This window comes from Cryobacterium sp. TMT4-31 (assembly GCF_004403385.1).
Lineage (GTDB): Bacteria > Actinomycetota > Actinomycetes > Actinomycetales > Microbacteriaceae > Cryobacterium > Cryobacterium zongtaii.
The window spans coordinates 1-20,376 of record NZ_SOGI01000042.1 but is presented as its reverse complement, the minus strand read 5'-3'; the positions used below and the strand labels follow the sequence as shown (position 1 = coordinate 20,376).

The 20,376-nt window shown below is 67.3% G+C and carries 18 protein-coding genes; 12 read left to right on the top strand and 6 right to left on the bottom strand.

The features are described 5' to 3' along the window. Positions 1–18 precede the first annotated feature (18 nt). Both galE and E3T19_RS18980 read right to left on the bottom strand, forming a co-directional pair. Positions 19–984: a UDP-glucose 4-epimerase GalE gene (gene galE / locus E3T19_RS09485; RefSeq protein WP_134408694.1), complete on the bottom strand. Its 966-nt coding sequence runs from the start codon at positions 982–984 to the stop codon at positions 19–21. A 51-nt stretch (positions 985–1,035) separates the two neighbouring features. Continuing rightward, complete coding sequence (locus E3T19_RS18980) at positions 1,036–1,179, bottom strand: hypothetical protein (protein ID WP_165787882.1); 144 nt, start codon at positions 1,177–1,179, stop codon at positions 1,036–1,038. 89 nt (positions 1,180–1,268) lie between these two features. Here E3T19_RS18980 and E3T19_RS09480 point away from each other — a divergent pair, with 89 nt between their 5' ends. Beyond that, a complete protein-coding gene (locus E3T19_RS09480) occupies positions 1,269–2,330 on the top strand; it encodes a GlxA family transcriptional regulator (RefSeq protein ID WP_088455295.1) in 1,062 nt (353 codons plus the stop codon). Here E3T19_RS09480 and manA read toward each other — a convergent pair. Then, positions 2,258–3,541 carry a mannose-6-phosphate isomerase, class I gene (gene manA, locus E3T19_RS09475; RefSeq protein ID WP_134408693.1) on the bottom strand — a complete coding sequence of 428 codons (1,284 nt, stop codon included), beginning with the start codon at positions 3,539–3,541 and terminating at the stop codon, positions 2,258–2,260. The two genes, E3T19_RS09480 and manA, sit on opposite strands and share 73 nt — an antisense overlap. Positions 3,542–3,668: 127 nt before the next feature. Here manA and E3T19_RS09470 point away from each other — a divergent pair, with 127 nt between their 5' ends. The 5 genes from E3T19_RS09470 (at position 3,669) to E3T19_RS09450 (ending at position 9,642) form a co-directional block, all read left to right on the top strand. After that, a complete protein-coding gene (locus tag E3T19_RS09470) occupies positions 3,669–4,847 on the top strand; it encodes an acyl-CoA dehydrogenase family protein (protein WP_088455293.1) in 1,179 nt (392 codons plus the stop codon). Between the two features lie 77 nt (positions 4,848–4,924). After that, positions 4,925–5,710 carry a polyprenol monophosphomannose synthase gene (locus E3T19_RS09465; RefSeq protein ID WP_088455292.1) on the top strand — a complete coding sequence of 262 codons (786 nt, stop codon included), beginning with the start codon at positions 4,925–4,927 and terminating at the stop codon, positions 5,708–5,710. Then, positions 5,711–7,192: an NAD(P)/FAD-dependent oxidoreductase gene (locus E3T19_RS09460; protein ID WP_134408692.1), complete on the top strand. Its 1,482-nt coding sequence runs from the start codon at positions 5,711–5,713 to the stop codon at positions 7,190–7,192. A gap of 29 nt (positions 7,193–7,221) precedes the next feature. Next, on the top strand, positions 7,222–7,644 hold the full coding sequence (locus E3T19_RS09455) for an SRPBCC family protein (protein ID WP_134408691.1): 423 nt from the start codon (positions 7,222–7,224) through the stop codon (positions 7,642–7,644). 189 nt (positions 7,645–7,833) lie between these two features. After that, on the top strand, positions 7,834–9,642 hold the full coding sequence (locus E3T19_RS09450; protein WP_134408690.1) for an HNH endonuclease signature motif containing protein: 1,809 nt from the start codon (positions 7,834–7,836) through the stop codon (positions 9,640–9,642). A 39-nt stretch (positions 9,643–9,681) separates the two neighbouring features. On the opposite strand, the gene E3T19_RS09445 is transcribed toward E3T19_RS09450, so the two are convergent. Continuing rightward, entirely contained in the window at positions 9,682–9,981 is a 300-nt protein-coding gene (locus E3T19_RS09445) for a metal-sensitive transcriptional regulator (RefSeq protein WP_088455288.1), read from the bottom strand. After that, on the bottom strand, positions 9,978–10,289 hold the full coding sequence (locus E3T19_RS09440) for a rhodanese-like domain-containing protein (protein ID WP_088457870.1): 312 nt from the start codon (positions 10,287–10,289) through the stop codon (positions 9,978–9,980). Before E3T19_RS09440 ends, E3T19_RS09445 begins: the two co-directional genes overlap by 4 nt. 103 nt (positions 10,290–10,392) lie before the next feature. Between E3T19_RS09440 and E3T19_RS09435 the strand changes: the two genes are divergently transcribed. Together E3T19_RS09435 and E3T19_RS09430 are read left to right on the top strand one after the other, a co-directional pair. After that, positions 10,393–11,706, top strand: coding sequence for an O-antigen ligase (locus E3T19_RS09435; protein ID WP_166788846.1), 1,314 nt, complete (start codon positions 10,393–10,395; stop codon positions 11,704–11,706). Continuing rightward, on the top strand, positions 11,703–13,004 hold the full coding sequence (locus E3T19_RS09430; RefSeq protein ID WP_103461175.1) for an O-antigen ligase: 1,302 nt from the start codon (positions 11,703–11,705) through the stop codon (positions 13,002–13,004). Before E3T19_RS09435 ends, E3T19_RS09430 begins: the two co-directional genes overlap by 4 nt. Positions 13,005–13,045: 41 nt before the next feature. On the opposite strand, the gene E3T19_RS09425 is transcribed toward E3T19_RS09430, so the two are convergent. After that, on the bottom strand, positions 13,046–14,827 hold the full coding sequence (locus tag E3T19_RS09425; RefSeq protein ID WP_134408689.1) for a hypothetical protein: 1,782 nt from the start codon (positions 14,825–14,827) through the stop codon (positions 13,046–13,048). 275 nt (positions 14,828–15,102) lie between these two features. On the opposite strand from E3T19_RS09425, the gene E3T19_RS09420 reads away from it, so the two are divergent. From E3T19_RS09420 to E3T19_RS09405, 4 genes are read left to right on the top strand one after another with little or no spacing between them, the layout of a single operon-like run. Continuing rightward, entirely contained in the window at positions 15,103–15,972 is an 870-nt protein-coding gene (locus E3T19_RS09420; protein WP_174776281.1) for an ABC transporter permease, read from the top strand. Beyond that, positions 15,956–16,705 (top strand): ABC transporter ATP-binding protein, encoded by a 750-nt coding sequence (locus E3T19_RS09415; protein ID WP_088455284.1) that lies wholly within the window; start codon positions 15,956–15,958, stop codon positions 16,703–16,705. Before E3T19_RS09420 ends, E3T19_RS09415 begins: the two co-directional genes overlap by 17 nt. A 4-nt stretch (positions 16,706–16,709) precedes the next feature. Then, positions 16,710–17,993: a hypothetical protein gene (locus tag E3T19_RS09410; protein WP_134408688.1), complete on the top strand. Its 1,284-nt coding sequence runs from the start codon at positions 16,710–16,712 to the stop codon at positions 17,991–17,993. Between the two features lie 47 nt (positions 17,994–18,040). After that, the gene (locus tag E3T19_RS09405) at positions 18,041–20,281 is read left to right on the top strand and encodes a hypothetical protein (RefSeq protein WP_134408687.1); all 2,241 of its coding nucleotides are present in this window, start codon (positions 18,041–18,043) and stop codon (positions 20,279–20,281) included. Positions 20,282–20,376 lie beyond the last annotated feature (95 nt).

Genomic DNA, 20,376 nt, shown 5'->3' with positions numbered 1-20,376 from the left:
CCCGAATCGTGTCGTTGATCAAACGGTGGATGCCTGCCGGGATTCCCAGGCGCTGCGCACCATGTCTTCGAGGGTGTGTCGCATCTGCCAGTCCAGGTCGCGCGCGGCCATCTCGCCCGACGCGACGATGCGGTCGGGGTCTCCGGACCGACGCGGGCCGATCTCCGGGCTGAACGGGATTTCGGTCACGGCCGCGACCGTGCTCATGATCTCGCCCACCGAAACGCCCTCGCCACTGCCGAGGTTGTAGACCGGGGCGATCGTCAGGCCGGCGTCCAGCCGCCGGGCTGCGGCGACGTGCGAGATCGCGAGGTCGGCGACGTGGATGTAGTCGCGCACGCAGGTGCCGTCGGCGGTCTGGTAATCGTTGCCGTTGATGCGCGGGGTGCGACCGTCGATCAGGGCCTCGAAGACCATCGGGAAGAGGTTGTGCGGGCTCGTGTCGCGCAGGTCAGCGCTGCCGGAGCCGACCACGTTGAAATACCGCAGCGAGGTGTGCGCCAGTCCCGCGGCGACGGCCTGATCGCGCAGGAGCCACTCACCGATCAGCTTGGACTCACCGTACGGCGACTCGGGGCTCTTCGCGGTCTCTTCGGTGACGAGGTCGGTGAACGGGGTGCCGTAGACGGCGGCGCTCGAGGAGAAGACGATGCGGCCGACGCCGGCCTCCTGCATGGCCGCGAGCAGCAGGGCGGTCGCCGTCACGTTCTGCTCGTAGGTGTGCAGCGGGCGGGACACCGATACACCGGCGTACTTGAATCCGGCGACGTGCACGACGCCACTGATCGGGTGCTCGGCGAAGGTCTTCGCCAGCAGCTCGGTGTCGAGCAGGGTTCCCTTGATGAAAGGAACTCCGGCCGGCACAAAGTCAGCGTGCCCGCTGGACAGGTCGTCCAGGACGACGACCTCGATGCCCTCGGCGAGGAACGCGCGGACGACGTGGGAGCCGATATAGCCGGCCCCTCCGGTTACAAGCCAAGCCATGTGGTGCCCCTGCGCTCTCCGGGCAACCGTGTGCTGCCGCTTCAGACCACACTATCGCCCGCGCGGGAACGGTTCGGGATGCCGGTTACGGCGTGCCAGTTCGGCCTCGCCGTACCCGTCGGAGCGCATGGTGACGATGCTCGCCGCCACGGCCCAGATGGAGAGGGCCAGCAGTACACTCAGAAACAGGATCATGGCACTAACGGTAGGTCTTGCGACTTTCTGCCACGAGTGGCAGAGTTGCCGTTTACCCGCACATTCCTGCCATCGTCTCCGAGGACCTCATGCTGAAGAAGATTGTCTGCGTCGCCATCCCCGGCATGGCCCCCTTCGAGTTCGGGGTGATCTGCGAGGTATTCGGTATCGACAGGTCGGAACACGGCGGCCCGGCCTTCGATTTCCACGTCGTCACGGCGGTGCCGGGCGCCCTGCGCACCAAGATCGGCTTCGACATCGTGGTGCGCGACGACCTCACCGCGGCGGCGGACGCCGACCTCATCGCGATCCCTGCCTACGAGGCCGGCAGCGAGATCCACCCCGACGTTCTCCGCGTCGTGCGTGAGGCCGAGCAGAGGGGCGCCTGGGTGCTCAGCGTGTGCAGCGGCGCGTTCATCCTCGGCGCCGCCGGCATCCTGGACGGGCGCCGCAGCACCACTCATTGGATGTACGCCGAGGCCCTCGCCCTGGCCTACCCGAACACCACCGTCGACCCCGATGTGCTCTTCGTGGACGACAATCACGTGGTCACCGGCGCGGGGACCGCCGCCGGCATCGATGCGGCACTGCACGTCGTGCGCCGGGAACTCGGCGCCGCAGCTGCGAACGTGATCGCCCGGCGCATGGTGGTGCCGCCGCAGCGTGACGGCGGTCAGTCCCAGTTCATCCAGGCGCCGATCCCCGAGCAGCGCAGCGATTCCTTCGCCACGATCACCGACTGGATGTTGCAGAGCCTCGACCAGGACCTCACCGTCGACCAGCTCGCCAGGCGCGCGCTGATGTCGCCGCGCACCTTCGCGCGCCGGTTCCGGGCCGAGCTGGGCACCACACCGACGGCCTGGCTGAACCGGCAGCGCCTGATCCTGGCCCAGCAACTGCTCGAGGAGACCGACGAGACCCTCGACCTCATCGCGGCGCAGACCGGATTCGGGGCCGCGAGTGTGATGCGGCACCACTTCGTGCGCAGTCTTCAGACCACACCGACGGCGTATCGCCGCACCTTCGGCCGGCGCCGGACCGCGCCAGACTACGCCGGCATGGTTCCGGGCGGGCCGGACTACGGCGTGGTGGCCAGGAAGACTTCGCCGGAACCCGCGAAGGTGAGCGTTCCCTCGTCCGGCGTGATGTAGACCGACTCTCCCCTGGCCAGCGAGATCGACGAGCCCGCACCGGCGACCAGGAACCGGCCGGCCGTGCAGATCGCGATGCCGGGTCCGGTGAGCGTCAGCTGCCGCATCGGCACGCCGGCCGGGCCGGATGCTGTGGCGGACGCATCCGCCGGCACAGAGATGTGCGCCAACTCGAAGTCGGGCACGTCGGGCCTGTATACGGCGACGCCGTCAGCCTGCGGCTCCGGTGTCAGGTAGGGCACCGGCAGGGGCGCGAAGTCGAGAACGTCGAGGAGCTCGTCGACGTCGATGTGCTTGGGGCTGAGGCCGCCCCGCAGCACGTTGTCCGACGCGGCCATCACCTCGACGCCGAGGCCGGACAGGTAGGCGTGGATGTTGCCGGCGGGCAGGAAGAGCACCTCGCCGCGTTTCAGCGACACCAGGTTGGTGAGCAGGGAGATGACGATGCCGGGGTCGCCCGGGTACGCGGCCGAGAGCGAGCGCACGGTGTCGAACTCGGCGGCGAAACTCACCCTCGCGCCGCCGTCGATCAGGAACGCGGCCTGCTCGGCGAGGGCCACGACCCGCTCGACCAGCCAGGACACCTCGCCGGTGTCGCCGCCGCGACCGTCGCGCAGCAGCCAGTCCACGACGTCGTGGATTGCGTCGTCGCCGATCAGACGGTTTTCCAGGCCGAGCAGGGCCGCGGGCTGGGGATCGTCCATGGTGGCGTCCAACGCGCGCAATTCGGCGAGGATCGAGCGGATCTGACGCGGGTCGCGGAAGCCGCACAGGGCCTGGAAGGTGTCGCTGAGCGCGAAGATGATCTCCGGCTTGTGGAAGGGGTCCCGGTAGTTGCGGTCGGCCGCGTCGATCGGGATGCCGGCCGCGTTCTCGAGGGCGAAGCCGGCCGCGGCGCGGGCCGGTGACGGGTGCGCCTGCAGCGAGAGCGGGCCGTGGGCGGCGAGGATCTTCATCAGGAAGGGCAGGCGCGCCTGCCCGGCGTGCGCGGAACCGAGCGCGGCTGCCGGGTCCTGGTCGATCCACTCGGCGAGGTTGGCCGCTCCCCCGGTGAGGGTGGGGTCGGCGATCACCGATGGGCAACCGGGGTGGGCGCCGAGCCAGAGCTCGGCTTCGGGGCCGCCGGATGCGGGCCGGCCCAGCAGGTCGGCGATCGCTGTCGGCGAGCCCCAGGCGTAATCGCGCGGTGTGTTGCTGATGCCCACAAACATGCTTGGCTCCTGAACCTCGAGGTTTAGACCAAACTACCAACCGCTTTCCTTCGCCCGGCGCAGAGTTCTAGGCTGAACGTCCCGGTCAACGCGCTCGCGCGGCCGGCATCTAGTGCAAGGGAGCCAGATGACTTTCGAACCGCTCAGCAGTGATTTCTTCGGGTACGAGAACCTCCTCGCGGAGAACGAGAAGGCCGCGCTCGCGCGCATCCGCTCGTATCTCGAGGCGGATGTGCGGCCCGTCGTGAACGGATGCTGGGAGCGGGCCGAGTTCCCGTCCGAGATCATCAGGCCGCTCGGCGCCCTCGGCGCGTACTCGTTCGGCTGGGAGGAGACCCGGCCGTTCCCGAACTCCGCGGTGTTCCGTGGCTTCGTGGCGCTCGAGCTGGCCCGGGTGGACGCATCCGTTGCCACCTTCGTCGGCGTGCAGAACGGTCTCGTCGCCGGATCGATCGCCGCCTGCGGGTCGGCGGCGCAGCGGGCCCTCTGGCTGCCGCGCCTGGCCACGGGTGACGTCGTCGGCGCTTTCGCCCTCACCGAGCCGTTGAGCGGCTCCGACTCCGCGCAGGGGCTGCGGACGACCGCGACCCTGGACGGTGACACCTGGGTGCTCAACGGGCAGAAGCGTTGGATCGGCAATGCGACCTTCTCCGACATCACCATCGTGTGGGCCAAGGACACCGCGGACGGCGCCGTCAAGGGTTTCATCGTGCCCACGGACACCGCCGGGTACACGGCAACCAAGATCGAGGGCAAGATCAGCCTGCGTTCGGTGCAGAACGCCGACATCACGCTGGAGAACGTTCTGGTGCCAGAGCACAACAGGCTGCAGAACGCGAACTCGTTCCGCGACACCGCCAAGGTGCTGCGCTTCACCCGCGCCGAGGTGTCTTGGGCGGCCGTGGGACTGGCGATCGGCGCCTACGAGGCCGCGGCGGCGTACGCCGTGGAACGGGTACAGTTCGGCAAGCCGATCGGCGGCCACCAGCTTGTGCAGGACCTGCTCGTGAAGAGCCTGGGCAACATCACGGCCAGCCTGGGCATGGTGGTGCGGGTCTCCCAGATGCTCGACGACGGCACCCAGCGCGACGAGCACTCTGCACTGGCGAAGTCGTACACGACGTCGCGGATGCGGGAGACCGTGTCGTGGTGCCGTGAACTGTTCGGCGGCAACGGCATCGTGCTGGACTACGACATCGCCAGGTTCTTCGCCGACGCCGAGGCGATCTACTCCTATGAAGGCACCCAGGAGATGAACACCCTCATCGTCGGCCGCAGCATCACCGGTCTGGCCGCGTTCGTCTGACCGGTCCGGGCGGGTCCGGCTGGCCCTGACCGGGACTTCGGACGAGAAAGTCATACTGGCGAACTAAGCTCTCCCGCATGCGAACCTCAGAAGCGGCCCGCGGCGCCGGAAGTCTGGTGATCATCCCGACCTACAACGAGTTCGAGAACCTGGAAAAGATCGTGTCTCGCCTGCTGACGGCCACGCCCGCTGCACACGTGCTGATTGTCGACGACGGCAGCCCGGACGGCACCGGCGCCCTGGCCGACCGGATGGCCGAGGCTGACGACCGCATCAAGGTCGAACACCGCACCGGCAAGCTCGGCCTGGGCTCCGCCTACGTGCTGGGCTTCATGTGGGGACTGGCGCGAGGCTACGAGTTCTTGATCGAGATGGATGCCGATGGGTCACATCCGCCGGAGCGCCTGCCCGACATGATCGGCCGGGTCGCCTCCGACGAACCCGGCGCCCCCGACCTCGCCGTCGGCTCCCGGTGGGTGCCCGGTGGCAGCGTGGTCAACTGGCCGCGGCACCGGCAGCTGCTCAGCCGAGGCGGGAACACCTACGCGCGCCTGGTGCTCGGTCTCTCGCTCAAGGACGTCACCGCCGGCTTCAGGGTCTACTCGTCGGCGACGATCGCGGCGATGGATCTCGCGGACGTGTCGTCGAAGGGCTACTGCTTCCAGGTCGATATGACCCTGCGGGTGCTCGATCAGGGCCGCTCGGTCGTAGAGCTCCCGATCGAGTTCCGCGAGCGGGAGGCCGGCGAGTCGAAGATGAGCCAGGCCATCGTGATCGAGGCCATGCTGCGGGTCACCCAGTGGGGATTCCAGCGTCGCTTCACGAGGATCCGCTCCGGCCGGGCGCAGGCCACGGTCCGTTAGATGGTCACCGTGCGGCGGGGAGCGCCTGAGGTGGACGCGATTGTGGTCGGCTCCGGCCCCAACGGGCTCGCTGCCGCGGTCACGCTGGCCAGGGCCGGCCTCTCGGTGCGGGTCTACGAGAGGTCCGCGACCGTCGGCGGCGGCGCCGAGACCGCGGAGCTGACCCTGCCGGGTTTCCACCACGACGTCTGTTCCGCCGTGCACCCGCTCGCGCTGGCCTCCGAGTTCTTCAAGCGGTTCGGGCTCGCGGACCGGATCGAACTTGTCGTCCCCGAGGTCTCCTACGGGCATCCGCTGCCGGGCGGCACCGCCGGGCTGGCCTATCGCAGCCTGGAACGCACCGCCGCCGAGCTGGGCCGGGACGGCGCGGCCTGGATTCGGTTGTTCGCTCCCCTGGTGGCACACTCCGAGCGGGTGGCGGAGTTCACCGGTGCGCAGCTCCTGCGGCTGCCGAGGCATCCGGAAACCGCGCTGCGCTTCGGTCTGCGGGCTCTCGAGCAGGGCAGCCCCCTCTGGGACCTGCGCTTCGCGGGGGAGACGGCGCCAGCCCTGCTCACCGGCGTCAGTGCGCACACGATCAGGGCGCTGCCGAGCATCGCCACCGCCGGCGCAGGCCTCACTCTCGCCACCTATGCGCACGCGGGCGGCTGGCCGATCCCCGTCGGCGGCAGTGGCGCGATCGTGACCGCGATGGTCGACGACCTGCTCGCCCACGGCGGCGAGATCGTCACGTCAACCGAGGTGCGGCGGCTGAGCGACCTGCCGCCGGCCCGCGTGGTGATGCTCGACCTGACGCCCCGGGCGCTGCTGCGCCTCGCCGAGGGCGAGCTGCCCGCCGCATACGCGCGGCGGCTGCGCGCCTTCAGATACGGCAACGGCGTCGCCAAGGTCGACTTCGCGCTGTCCGACCCGGTGCCGTGGCAGGCGGCCGGACTGCGGGCGGCGGGCACCGTGCACGTGGGCGGCACCCGGGCGCAGATCCGGCGAGCCGAGAACACCGTCGCGCGCGGCCGGCACGCCGAGGAACCCTACGTTCTCGTGTCCCAGCCCAGTGGCCTCGACCCCAGTCGCGCCCCGGCCGGTCAGCACACCCTCTGGGCGTACACCCATGTTCCGCGCGGCTCCGCCATCGACCAGACCGAGGCGATCGTGCGCCAGATCGAGCGCTTTGCTCCAGGGTTCCGCGACACCATCCTGGCCAGCGCCGCTCGCAGCGCGTCCAGCGTGGAAGCGCACAATCCCAATTACATCGGCGGCGACATCTCCGCCGGCGAGGTGAGCATGACCCAACTCGTGCGGCGGCCGGTTCTCTCGCCGGACCCCTGGCGCACTCCCCTGGACGGCGTCTACCTCTGCTCGTCGTCCACACCGCCGGGCCCGGGCGTGCACGGCCTGGCCGGCTGGCACGCCGCCCTCAGCGCTCTTCGTCACGACCTTGGGGTGCGCACCGCCCCCGATCTCTCCCCGACCAATCAGGAATAGGTGACACCGTGGCCGTTAACCATCGCACCATGAACTGCCCGCCCGAAAGCGTCTTCGCCGTTCTGGCGGACGGCTGGTTATACCCGAGCTGGGTCGTCGGGGCCTCCCGGATGCGGGACGTCGACCCGGCGTGGCCGATCGCAGGAAGCGTCATCTACCACTCTGTAGGCGTCTGGCCCGCCCTGATCGACGACACCACGTCGGTTCTGGAGTGGGATCCACCCCGGCACGCGCTGTTCAAGGCCCGTGGCTGGCCGCTCGGTGAGGCCCACGTGGCGTTGGATGTGAAGGCTCGCGGCGACGGATGCGTCGTACGCATCACAGAGGACGCCACCGCCGGCCCCGCCCGGTTCGTCCCGTCCTTCCTGCGTGAACCGGCCATCAGGATCCGAAACGAAGAGACGTTGCGCCGGCTCGCCTTCCTCGCCGAGGGCGGCGCCGGGTTCAACTAGCCCCGCCGCCGACGACGGGCGCGCCTGTCGAGACCCCGCAACCCGTCCCCGACAACGCGCCCATCCCGTCGGTCGAGCCTGTCGAGACCCCCCGAGCCATCCTCTGCAGGTAGGAAATGTTTTCGATATCCGTTCCGGACTTGCTGGCATTTCCTCGCATATAGGTGCGATTCGTTAGAGAATGGGGGTATGGACGACGAGCTGGATAGTGGCTCCACCGCACCGACGGGAACGACTCCCACCGGGTCGAACCTGCACGACTGGAACACCGGCCTGGCCGGTCCGGATCCCTTCACCGGCCCGGATGCCGACAGTCTGAGCGGCACTTCCGACATGAAGGCCGCCGGCCCTGCGGCCGGCCCCGCGACGGGCTCGAGCCGGGCCGGTCGGGGTCCGTCTAAGCCGCGGCCTGAGTGGCGGGATCCGGCCGAGCTGCCGGGGGTGCAGCGCGCGCATACCGGTGCGTTCGGTCAGAAGCTCCAGGCCCTGGATGATGCGGCGCGGACGGTGATGGCGGTGATGGATTCCATTGATGTGAACGCGTTGAGTGACCCGGAGGTGGTCGCGTTGACGCAGATGGTCGAGCGCACCGGCCGGCCGGTGGATGCCGCCCGGGTGGCCACCGCGACCGTGGTGGGTTACCGGTCCCGCAGCGGGCTGGGCACGGAGTCGCTGGCCTGGCGGTTGGGGGCGTCGCACCAGAATGATCTGCTGATCGGGCTGACCGGCACGTCGGTGCCGGAAATGAAACGGCGGGTGAGCCTAGGTGAGAAGGTCGCCCCGCGGATGCTGGGCGGCACGGTCCTCGAGCCCGAGTTCCCGTTCGTGGCCGCAGCCTTGGCGGCCGGGGAGATCGGTCTTGATGCGGCCGAGAACATCGTGAAGGGCCTGGCCGACTACAAAGTGCACGGCCACTTCGACGCGGACCAGTCGCTGGTGGACGGCGGTGAGGCCGAGCTGGTGGAATCCGCGACCGGGTCGGTATTCGGCCGCACCCCCGGCCCCGGCGACACCAACACCGCCACCAACACCGCCACTCACACCGACACCGACGGTGCCGGGCCTGCCTGCACGGGACCGATCGCTCGCCTGGGCGACTCGGCGGGGTTCACCTTCCCGGCGGACCGGATCCGGGAGATGGCGGCGACGTGGCAGGCGGTGTTGAACCCGGACGGGGCCGCGCCCACCGCGGAGATCGTCGAGGCCAAATCCACGTTCTCGTTCGGCAAACTCAGCCAAGGCCTGCACCCGCTGCGCGGCGGGGTGACGCCGGAGCTCAAGGGCATCATGCAGACCCTGTTCAACACGTTCCAGTCCGCCCGCAGCGCTCCCGCGTTCCCGTCCGCGGAGGAGCAGCAGCGTATCGAGGCCGGCGAACTCGTGCCCGGCGAGATCCTCGACGAACGCGACGGCGGCCAGAAACGCGCCGATATTCTCCGCGGCATCCTGGTCCAGGTCGCCCAAGACCCCCGCACCCCGACCATGGGCGGAATGCCGCCGACGGTGATGGTGCACGTGAACGCGCACGACCTGCACACCGGGGTCGGGGTCGGCTGGATCGACGGCGTCGAGGGGCCGATCTCGATGAAGACGATCAACCAGATGATCGACAACGGCGGCTTCCGGCCGATCTTCTTCGGCGGCACCGGCACCGTCCTCGCCCTCGGCGACAAAGTCCGCTGCTTCACGCCGCTGCAACGCAGGGCGATCACCGCCCGAGACGGCGGCTGCATCATCCCCGGCTGCACCTGCCCACCGCAATGGACCGAAGTCCACCACGTGCAGCCGTGGCAAAACGGCGGCCCCACCAACGTGAGCAACGGGGTGCTGCTGTGTTGGTATCACCACCACAACATCGACACCTCGGGGTGGCACATCCGCATGGTCCTGGGCATGCCCGAAGTCAAAGCACCCCACTGGATCGACCCCACCGGAACCTGGCGAAAACCACCCCAACACCTTGCCCACGACCCCAAATACCGCCGGCAAGACGAGTAGCCGCGGCACCTCGACTCGTGGGCGCCGGGTCAGGTCAGGTCAGGCCAGGGCGAGGAAGAGCTTCTCCAGCTCGTCCACGGTGAGTGATTCGGCGTTGTCGGGGTCCGCGATGCAATCCCGCATCGCCGAGGAGACGATCGTGAACCCGGCCCGGTCGAGAGCGCTCGACACCGCGGCCAGCTGTGTGACGACATCCTTGCAGCTACCGCCGGCCTCGACGGCAGTGATGACCGCACTCAGCTGCCCCTGCGCGCGACGCAGCCGGTTGAGCACTTTCTTCTGGTTCACGGCACGCTGGTCGTCGGTCACGACCGTCGCCACTGGAGTCGACTCGGTCATGACCGGATCCCGTCCAGCGCCGTGGGCAGGCCGGCCTGCTGCCAGGCGTTCATGCCGCCGGTCACGTTGACGGCCTCGACTCCGTTGCGTTCAAGGAATGCGGCGCCCTGCAGGCTTCGGCCTCCGGCTGCGCAGATGACGTAGACGGGGCTGTCCCGCGGTACCTCGTCCAGCCGTTCGCTCAGTTCACCCAGGGGAATGGGGATGGCACCGGCCGCGTGACCGGCCTCGAATTCGTAGGGTTCGCGCACATCGACCACGACGGGATCGGAAAGGGCTGCGAGTTCGGTAACCGAGATGTCGGTCATGTGGGGTCCCTTCGGAACGGAGAGCGGGGCACGACGGTATACCCCTGAGGGTATCAGAAGATGGGGGCAGGTTGAGAGGAGGTCGCCCCAGTACCCTAGACACATGCCCGCCGTTCAGAGCCGCCTCACAGTTCGCCTGTTCGCGACCCTGGTGTTCTTCAGCGTGTTGGCCGGCCAGTTCTGGCGAAACCTGCTCGGCTGGTGGGGCTTCGGCGCCATCGCCGTGTTCATTCTGGTCGGCAGCATCGGTCTCCTCGTCTCCCTGAAGCCCGAGTGGACCTGGCGCGGCTTCCCGAAGTCCCTGGCCGCGTTCATGCTCGTCGCCACGGTGTCCCTCGCCTGGTCGGCATATCCAGGGGCGAGCGCGATCGGTATCACCCTGCAGTGGATCACCACGATCACCGCCCTGTTCCTGGCGCTGTGCCTCACCTGGGCCGAGCTCCTGCGCACACTCGCGGTCGCTCTGCGGTGGATCCTCGGCCTCTCGATACTCTTCGAGATCGTCGTCGCCGTGTTCATCGGCCACGCGGTGCTCCCGTTCTGGGTTGAATACACCGGCAAGATCCCGGCCGCGTTCTACTGGTCGCGCGGACTGCTGCTGGAAGGCGGCCCGATCGAGGGCATCGTCGCCAGCCGCAACCTGCTCGGCTTCATCGCCCTGCTGGCACTGATCGTCTTCGCCGTGCAGCTCTTCGCCGGCACCGTGGCCCGCGGCCGCGGCATCGCCTGGGTGACCGTGGCCCTCATCATGCTGTGGCTGACCCGGTCGGCCACAGTGTCCGTCGCCCTCCTCGCCGTCACCATCGCCCTGCTCTTCACGCTGTGGGCCCGCCGGCTGCCGCCGATGGGCCGGCGCCCGCTCTACCTGAGCGCCGCCGCGGTCCTGGCCACCGTGGTGGTCGGGCTCGTCGCGTTCTCGCCCACACTGCTTTCGATGCTCGGCAAGAGCGAAGACCTGACCGGACGTTTCGACATCTGGGGCCGGGTCATCGATCTCGCCGGCGAACGCCCCCTCGTGGGCTGGGGCTGGGTGAGTTACTGGGTACCGTGGGTCGAACCATTCGACGGCCTCGCGGTGCGCAAAGGCGTGCAATACCTGCAGGCCCACAACGCCTGGCTGGATGTCTGGCTCCAACTGGGCATCCTCGGCCTGATCATCTTCGCCGCGCTCACCCTCTCGACCCTGTGGCGGTCCTGGTTCCTGGCCGTCGACAGGCCCCGCCTGGGCATCGCCGACACTGAAACCTACGCCGTCTCCTCGATCCTGCCCCTCCTGCTCACGGTGGCGCTGCTCGCGCAGAGCCTGGCCGAAAGCCGGATCCTCGTCGAATCCGGCTGGGTGCTTCTCGTGATCCTGGCCGTGCGGTCCAAGCGTCCCGGCGCAGACGCGGAGCTGCTCGGCCTGGGCCGGCGATGACCGGCCCCGCACGGCCCCCCTACGTTCCTGACGCCATCACCGCGGTGCTCGCATCGCCGCGGTTCAGCGCAACCCTCACTCACCTGATCCTCGGGTTCGCCTTTTCAACACACCTGCTGCGCAGCCTGATGGGCTGGCCGGGCCTGCTCGCCGCACTGGTGTGTCTGGTCGTGCTTGCGACAGCCTCCATGATCGCCCGGCGGCAGAGCATTGAGTGGCACGGCCTGCTGCCCCTGTCGATCCTGGTCTTCCTGGTCTGGTGCGCACTGTCGGTGCTGTGGAGCGGGTATGCGCTGCAGACCGTCAGCGGCGTCGCCTACCAGCTGGCCTTCGCGTTCCTGGCGATCTACGTCGCCCTGGTGCGCGACACCATTCAGATCGTTCGAGCCACCGGCGATGTGCTCAGGCTGCTCCTCGGGCTGTCCCTGGCCCTCGAAGTGCTGTCCGGACTGCTCCTGGACCTACCGATCGCATTCCTCGGCGTGCAGGGCAACATCACCATGCTCGGCCCCATCCAGGGCGTTTTCGGGTCGCGTAACGCCCTCGGCCTGGTATCCCTGATCGCCGCGATCAGCTTCATCATCGAGTTGCGGTCCCGCTCCGTACGACCGGGCCGCGCCGCCGCCTCGATAGCGCTGGCCCTGCTCGGCCTGCTGCTGACCCATTCCCCGGTGTTCGTCGTCGTGGCGAGCGCCGTCGGCATCGCCGCGCTGGCCCTGTACTGGCTGCGCCGCACCCGAGCCGAGGACCGCTGGCTGCTGCAGCTGAGTCTGCTCGGCGCCACGGTGCTCGCTGCCCTGTTCGCCTTCGTCGGCCGCACCGGCATCATCGACCTGCTCAACGCCGGCAGTGAATTCGAGACCCGGTCATCGCTGTGGCGCGAGATGTGGCGGCTGGTGGAGGTCCATCCACTCGAGGGTTGGGGCTGGACCGGGATCTGGCCACAGGACGTCAGTCCGTACGGCTGGCTCGACTTCGTCACCGGTAGCCGGCACTCCTCCGCCCTCAACGCATTCCTCGACGTGTACTTCCAGGTCGGCCTGGTCGGGTTCCTCTCATTCGTGGTGTTGGTGGCACTGGCCTTCATCAGGTCGTGGCTGCTCGCCTCGAACAAGAAGCCCGTGGTGTACGTCTGGTCGCCGCTGGTCCTGGTGGTGCTTCTGGTCACCTCGGCGGCCGAGAGCACCGTGCTGGTCGAGTTCGGCTGGCTCCTGCTGTTGATTTGCTCCGTCAAGGCCGCGCAGGGCCAGAGCTGGCGCCGACTGCTATCGCCCAGCCCGCGCAACGAACTGATCTGATCTGATCTGATCTGATCTGATCTGCCCGGCTCCCCCACGGGTCAGCGGATGGTGGAGATGGTCAGCGTGGCGGTCGTACCGTCTGATGCGACATAGGACCCGCTCGACTGCGGCACCAGGATGTCGGCGTACCGTGCGGCCCAATCATTCGAGCAGCGCCCATCGGTCAGCACCAGGGTCGCGCTCGCCTGCCGGGCCGCCACCGGGTCGAGGGCTCCTCCCGCGGCGACGATGGCGTTGACCGCGCCGAAATCCTCCGGCCACGCCATCCCATAGTGGAAGTACGCGATGGGAACCCCCGCGGTGACCTTCACGACCCGCGGATCCAGGCACGGGCCCACGATAAGCAGCGTCCCCGGACTCTCCGAAGCCGATTCCCTCGCGAGGCCGGCCGCAACCCGGTACCGGTCGGAGTCCGTGTCCATGAGAGCCCTGGCCTGGAACGAGCCGGCGAAGCGGACGAAGTCCCCCATCGACACGAACGCCAGCACGGCCACCACCGCGAACCCGGCCAGGCCCACCCACCGACCCACCGATAGGGCCCGAAGGTCCCTCGCCACCAGCACCAGCACCGGAAGGATGGTGGCGGCAATAAGGAAGAACATATCGATCCACAGCCGGTACGGTTCCGCGTTGGCGCCCCACAGGTCGTTCGACGCCAGCAACAGCCAGGCCGTCGCGCCGCCCAGCGCGTAGGCGGCCCATTCGGGTCGCCGCCGGATCAGGCCCGCGATCGCGATCCCGACCAGCGGCACGATCAGAACGGTGCCGCCCAGCAGGCCCGCGGCTGCCGGCACCCCGAGCTGGGAATTCGACGCAACCCTGTACAACAGGAACGGGTCACCAGCGGCCAGCCCGCCGACCGTCGCAGCGATCTGCGGCGAGGCCCCGAGCGCCGCGGTGCCGAAAAACAGCACGACGACCCCCCTCGTTCGCACAATCAGTACCCCCAATCCGGGCGCCATCGGCAGCAGTCCGAACACGAGGGCGGGCAGCTGGCCGAACTCGGCGGCGACCCGCGGACCCCAGACGAAGAGCACCGGGATCAGGCCGATGCTGACAACAGCGAGAATCAGCCAGCGCCCGCTGACGATAGTCAGCACGGCGAGGACCCCGGCAAGGAAATACACCGCGGCGATGAAGGAGTAGGTCTGCACGTTTGCGAGCAGACCGATCACCAGGCTGAGCCCGATGGTGCCGAACAGGCGCACGCGCTGTCCGTGCGGCCGCCACCAGAGCCAGCCGAGACTGAGCAGCACCATCCCCGCAATCGACAGGGAGACGGCTTCACCGTTGAGCGGATGCAGCACCGCGAACGGACCCCAGAGCACGGCGTGGGAGGCCAATTCGGTGTACCAGCCGTCGCCCTGGAACGCTGCGAAGGTTCCCAGCAGGAACGGAATCGGGGCCAATAGGCCCATCCACCACCGGTTTCCGGCCGCAATGAGCACCGTGGCGAGCACGGCAACCAGCACCAGCTGCGCCACCAGGCCGGTGATGTTCCACGCGGTGATCGGCGTCAGCCCGAACGCCCGCGCTACCAGTCCCGCGAACTCGTAGTACGCCCGCGGGTACGTGTTCGACCCGGTCTCGGTGTCCGGCTCGACGTCCTGGAACTGCCCCTCAGAAAAGTTCGTGACAATTGCCAGGTAGCCCAGTTGATCGTGCTCGAAGAAGGCACGAAACCGGTTGATCGACCAGCCGGGATTCGCCAGGTACATGCCGGCCTGCGTGGCCGCGAACACGGCCACCGCCACCAGAACACTCGCGCCGCACGCCAGCCACCCGCGTACGGATGTCCCCGCCGACCGTTCAGAGTCCACTGGCTCGCCCTTCCGGTGCCACGTGTGATGCTGTGTCGGTGAACTTAGCGGGCGATCGAGATCCGCGCTTCCCCCTATAACGGGATTTCAGGAGCGGGGACTGAGAAGTCTAAGCTGGCATTTCACGAATCCGCGGATGCGCTACGGCTCGCCAGGCCCGCCGCCCGCACCATCCGCTGAACAAGTGCAGCTACAATCTTGCGAGCTCTCCGGCCGCCCCGCGCGGGAGAGAGCACACAGTCCCTGACGCAGTCAAGTGATCGGAACCAGTTCGAGTGAGTCAAAAATTTCCTGCTGACCTGAGCGAGTTCACGGTCCCCGGCCACAGCCGCGGAATCATCGACGCCCTGTCGTACCGGTACCTTCTGCGGCTGCTGATCCGGAAGGGCACCCTCACCCGCTATCACGGCTCGGTTCTCGGTTGGGTGTGGTCGTACGTCAAGCCCGCCGCCCAGTTCCTGGTGTTCTACCTGGTCTTCGGGTTCTTCCTCGGGCTCAACAAGGGGATAGACAACTTCCCGATCTATCTCTTCTCCGGCATGATCGCGATCAACCTGTTCGGCGAGGCCTTCGGCAACGCGACCAGGTCGATCGTCGACAACACCGCCCTGGTGCAGAAGATCTATCTGCCCCGGGAACTGTTCCCGATCTCTGCCGTGATCGTCGCCTTCGTGCATTTCCTCCCGCAGGTCTTGATCCTGGTCGTCGTCTGTTTGTTCGCGGGCTGGGTACCCACCCTGGTCGGCATCGCGAGCATCATCCTCGGCATGCTCATCGTCGTCACCCTGGCCATCGGTCTCGGACTGTTCTTCGGGGCCATCAACGTGGCGTTCCGCGACGCGCAGAACCTCGTCGAACTGATCCTCCTCTTCGCGACCTGGACCTCCCCGGTGCTGTACGCGTGGACGATGGTCGCCGACAAGGTCTCACCCTGGGTCTTCAACCTCTACCTCTCCAACCCGCTCACCTCCGCAGTTGAGTTGTTCCACGCCGGCTTCTGGTTCAGCACCACAACGGGCTCCCTGCCCCAGCCGCCGCACCTGGCCGCGTTCAGCCTGATCGGCCTGCTGATTTCGCTCATCATCCTTGCTATCGGGCAACTCGTCTTCAAGCGTCTGGAGGGGCACTTTGCCCAGAACCTCTGATCCGGCCCTGCCGCGCATCATCATCGACGGCGTCGACAAGACCTTCATCCTTCGGCACACCCACTCGTTCAAGGAATCGTTCATCGCCAAGCTTCAGAAGAAGAAGACGACGACAAGTTTCTCCGCGCTTTCCGACATCGGTTTCACCGTTCAGGAGGGCGAATCCGTGGCCCTGCTGGGCTACAACGGCTCCGGAAAGTCCACCCTGCTCAAGCTCATCTCCGGGGTGATGCGACCCGACTCCGGCCGGATCCTCACCCGCGGGCGGGTCGCCGGCTTGATCGAGGTCGGTGCCGGGTTCCACCCCGATCTCTCCGGCCGGGAGAACGTGTACCTGAACGCCGCGATTCTCGGCATGAACAAGGACGAGATCGACCGCCGGTTCAACGACATCGTCGAATTCTCCGAGATCGGCGAGTTCATCGACACCGAGGTCAAGCACTATTCGTCGGGCATGTTCGTCAGGCTGGCGTTCTCCGTGGCGATCCACACCGAACTGGACATCCTGCTGGTCGACGAGGTTCTGGCCGTCGGTGACGCCCCTTTCCGCGAGAAGTGCAAGAAGAAGATCCAAGAGCTCACCGATCAGGGTAAGACCATGCTCGTGGTGAGCCACGATGTCGATATGGTCACCCAGGTCTGCAAACGGGGGATCGTGCTGCGCGACGGCAAGGTCTGCTTCGACGGCGCCGTCAACGACGCTGTCGCCTCGATGCAAGGGAACGGTGCGTAACGCTGTGACGGCCCAGAGCGCCGACGAGGAAGCAGACCAGAAGTCCTCTGGCTTCATCCTCATCGTCGCGGCCACCGGAATCGTGGGCATCGCGGGGTACGTCATCACCTGGCTGGTGCCCGCCGTGATCGGCGTCGGCCCGTACGCCGTGTTCGCCGTGTTCTGGTCGTTCATCTTTCTCGTCGCCGCGGCGCTCTCGGGCATCCAGCAGGAGGTCACCAGGGCGACGCATCCGCGCGACACCGGCAACACCAGCTACCGCAACCGAGCAGGCGTCTTCGCTGTGGCCGCGTTCCTGGTCGTCCTGGCGCTCGTGCTGGGCACCGCCCCGCTCTGGCAGGCTCAGGTCTTCCCCACCGACGGCTGGTCGCTGGTCGTGCCGTTGGCGGTCGGCGCCGCCTCCTACGTGCCCCTCGCGGTGCTGGCCGGGTCGCTCTACGGCATCGGCCACTGGAAGGCCCTCTTCGGCCTGATCGTCGTTGAAGGTGTGCTGCGGCTGGTGCTGATCGGGATCGCGCTGGCCTTCCTGCCCGGTTCAGTTCCGCTCGCGTGGGCTGTCGCCATCCCGTTCCCCGTCACCGTGCTGGCCATCTGGCCCTTCGCCAGGTCCCGCGTCGTCGGCAAGACCCAGCTGGACGTCGCGCTGCCTGCTCTCACCTGGAACGTCGTGCGCACTATCGTCGCAGCCGCGTCGATGGGCCTGATGGTCAGCGGGTTCCCGCTCGTGCTCAGCCTCACCTCACCGGCGGTGCCCGCCGCCGAACTCGGCCTCGTCATTCTCGCGGCCACCCTGACCCGGGCTCCGCTGATCGTCGTGGGGATGGCCCTGCAGAGCTTCCTCATCGTCTTTTTCCGCGGTCGACTGGACCGGTTCTGGCGATCGCTGCTGCAGCTCGAGGCCCTGGTCCTGGGTCTGGGCGCCGTCCTGGCCGTCCTCGGCTTCCTGGCCGGTCCCGCCGTGTTCGCCTTCCTTTTCCCCGGCCAAAGCGTGCCAGAGGGCTGGGTCATCGCAACCTTCGTGGCCTCCTCCGCGCTCGTCGGTGCGCTGTGCGTGAGCGCTCCCGCGGTGCTCTCCCGCAACGCGCACAGCGCCTTCACCGCCGGCTGGGTCGTCGCCGCCCTCACCACCGTGGTCTGCCTGCTGCTGCCCGTCGACTTCCTCGAGCGCACCATGCTCGCGCTGCTCGTCGGACCGGCCGCCGGCGTTCTCCTGCACGGCGTGTACCTCGCCGTCGCACGGAACGGCGAAGCCGCACCCTTCGCCCCTGACGCGCTGGTCACTGACTGATGTCAGTCACCACGACACCAACCTCACTGACAAAGGACACCATCACCATGAACCGCACCGGCCCGCATAGGCTTGCCGACCTCAAGTGGTTCGCACTCACAGCCGTGACAGTGGGGTTCCTCGCAGTGATCCCACTGATCTGGAACCGACGCTTCTATTTCCAGGATGATTCGGAAAACGGCGCGTTCGGCGTGTGGTACCACATTGGGCAGAGTTTACTGGCGGGAAAGATCCCGGTCCTGAATCCTTCGGTGTGGTCTAGTGGAAACTACTTGGCGGAAGGCCAATGGGGCACCTGGAACCCGCTTATCATGCTCATCGGCGTCGCCGCGTACCTCTGCTCAAATGCCGTCGTCTTCATGACTGTGCTCAAGGTTCTGATGCTCATGCTCGCCGGAACCGGCGTGTATCTCCTCGCCCGTTCGTACAAGACCGCCCCCCCGCTGGCCTACGTCGCCGGGTTCGCCGTCACTCTGAACGGCTTCACCATGTATTTCGATGCCCCCTCATGGGTAACCGGACTCCTGGTCTGGGCGCTAGTTCCGTACTTCTGGGTCGCGCTGCGCAGGCTCACACAACACTCCGCCAACCCCCTGCCGGCTTTCCTGGTCGGCTATCTGATCGTCACCGTCGGTTACCTGCAGGGCACCTTCGCCATCGGGTTCGTATTGCTGGCCGTAGGTATCGACTCCCTCATTCGGCGCCGATGGCCCGAGGCGCTCCGTGTTGTCGGGGTCGGGGTCGCACTCGTTCTCGTGGCCATCACGGTTTTCCTGCCCGGCGTCCTGACGGCCTCCGTCACCAACCGCGCAGTCAGCATCATGGGCAACGACGGCATGATGAGTGTCGATCTCGGCGGTCTTCTCAGCTCCACCATCGCTACCGGCTACCCCCAGGTCGCATCTTGGTGGTGGACCGGTCCGACGGCGACCGCGCCGGTCGTCTACGTCGCCTGGTTCCTTCCCGTCCTGCTATTCGTCGACTGGCGCAAGGCCATGGCCAACCGGTCCCATGTGCGCGACCTGACCATTGTCATGGGCTTGGCGCTAGCGTACGTACTGTTGCCAACCATCCTTGGACCCCTGCGGTACCCGGTGCGGTTCATGCCGTATCTCGCCCTCACTTTGATCGTGCTCACGGTGGTCGCCCTAAGTCGTGCCGCCATCAGGCACCCCGGACGCAAGCGCCTGGTCGCGGCCTCACTCTTCATCGTCGCCGCGGTATACCTTTCATGGGCCCAATTGCCGCCGCACTATCTCGCTCTCTTCGCGGCCGGCGCGATCGCGATTGGCGGCCTCGCCGCAATTTGGTGGCTGATCCGCCGGGCCGACGCCGTACCGTCAGCAGCTTGGACGTCCGTTGCCGCTGTTGTCGTCGCCGGCAGCCTGGTACTCACAGCTGCGCAGCACTATGACACCCATTCCAGCCCTCTGTCGATGAACAATGTCCCCGCCGACACCAGCATTCCTCAAGGAGTCCTCGCCGGAATCGACGGCGACGTCATTGTTGTGGGCGATCCCGTGGACTACCAGAGCGACCCTGCGGCTTGGCGGGAGACCCTGATGGCGAACACGTGGTACCTCAGCCCCGCCGCCGTGCAAAACCGGTATCAGCTCATCGGCTTCTCCCAGTACAACGCGACGATGTGCCTGCAGTATCTGGGCGGCACCTGCCCCGGGCTTTTGACTACTTTGTTCGAGACCCGAGATGCCACGGGTATGCTGCTTGTTGACCAGCTGTCCATCGACAACATCCAGATCCTCAAAGTCTCGTTTGAGAACGAGCAATCTGCGACTGACTCCGGCACGGGCACAGAGACCGAGAATGAGACGGTGACGTGGGACACGCCCCCTGAGGGCTGGAGTCTGGTGGAGGATACCGGGCTGACCGTAGTCTGGAGCCGGGACGAACCTGTAGGTCCGGCCGGCGGCGTCGTGTGGACGAGCGGGGGCACCAGCGTCGAGACGCTCTCCCAAACCGACACCTCCGTCACGATGAAGGTACTCTCAGTCGCCTCTGAGGGGGGGACCGTGGCCCTGAGCAGACTGGCCTGGCCGGGATACTCGGCGGAGCGCGCCACGCTCACCGCGGCGCCTGTAGACGGCTTTCTCCTTGGGCTGGATATCCCGCAGTCCTCGGAGGGTGAAATCGTCACCGTGACGTTCCAGCCGCCAGGCTGGGCCATCGAGCTGACGGCCTGGCTGACCGCTATGGGTGGCATCCTCATCTGGACGATCCTCGTCGTGATCGGCCACCTGCGCCGCCGCTCCAACCGCACCGCCGCCTAGCTGTACTGCCCAGGGACGTTGGTTGATGTGTGACGTCTTGAAATGACGAAGACCTCCGGTGGAGGGTGGAGCTGTCTAGTTCCCCAACCCGTCCG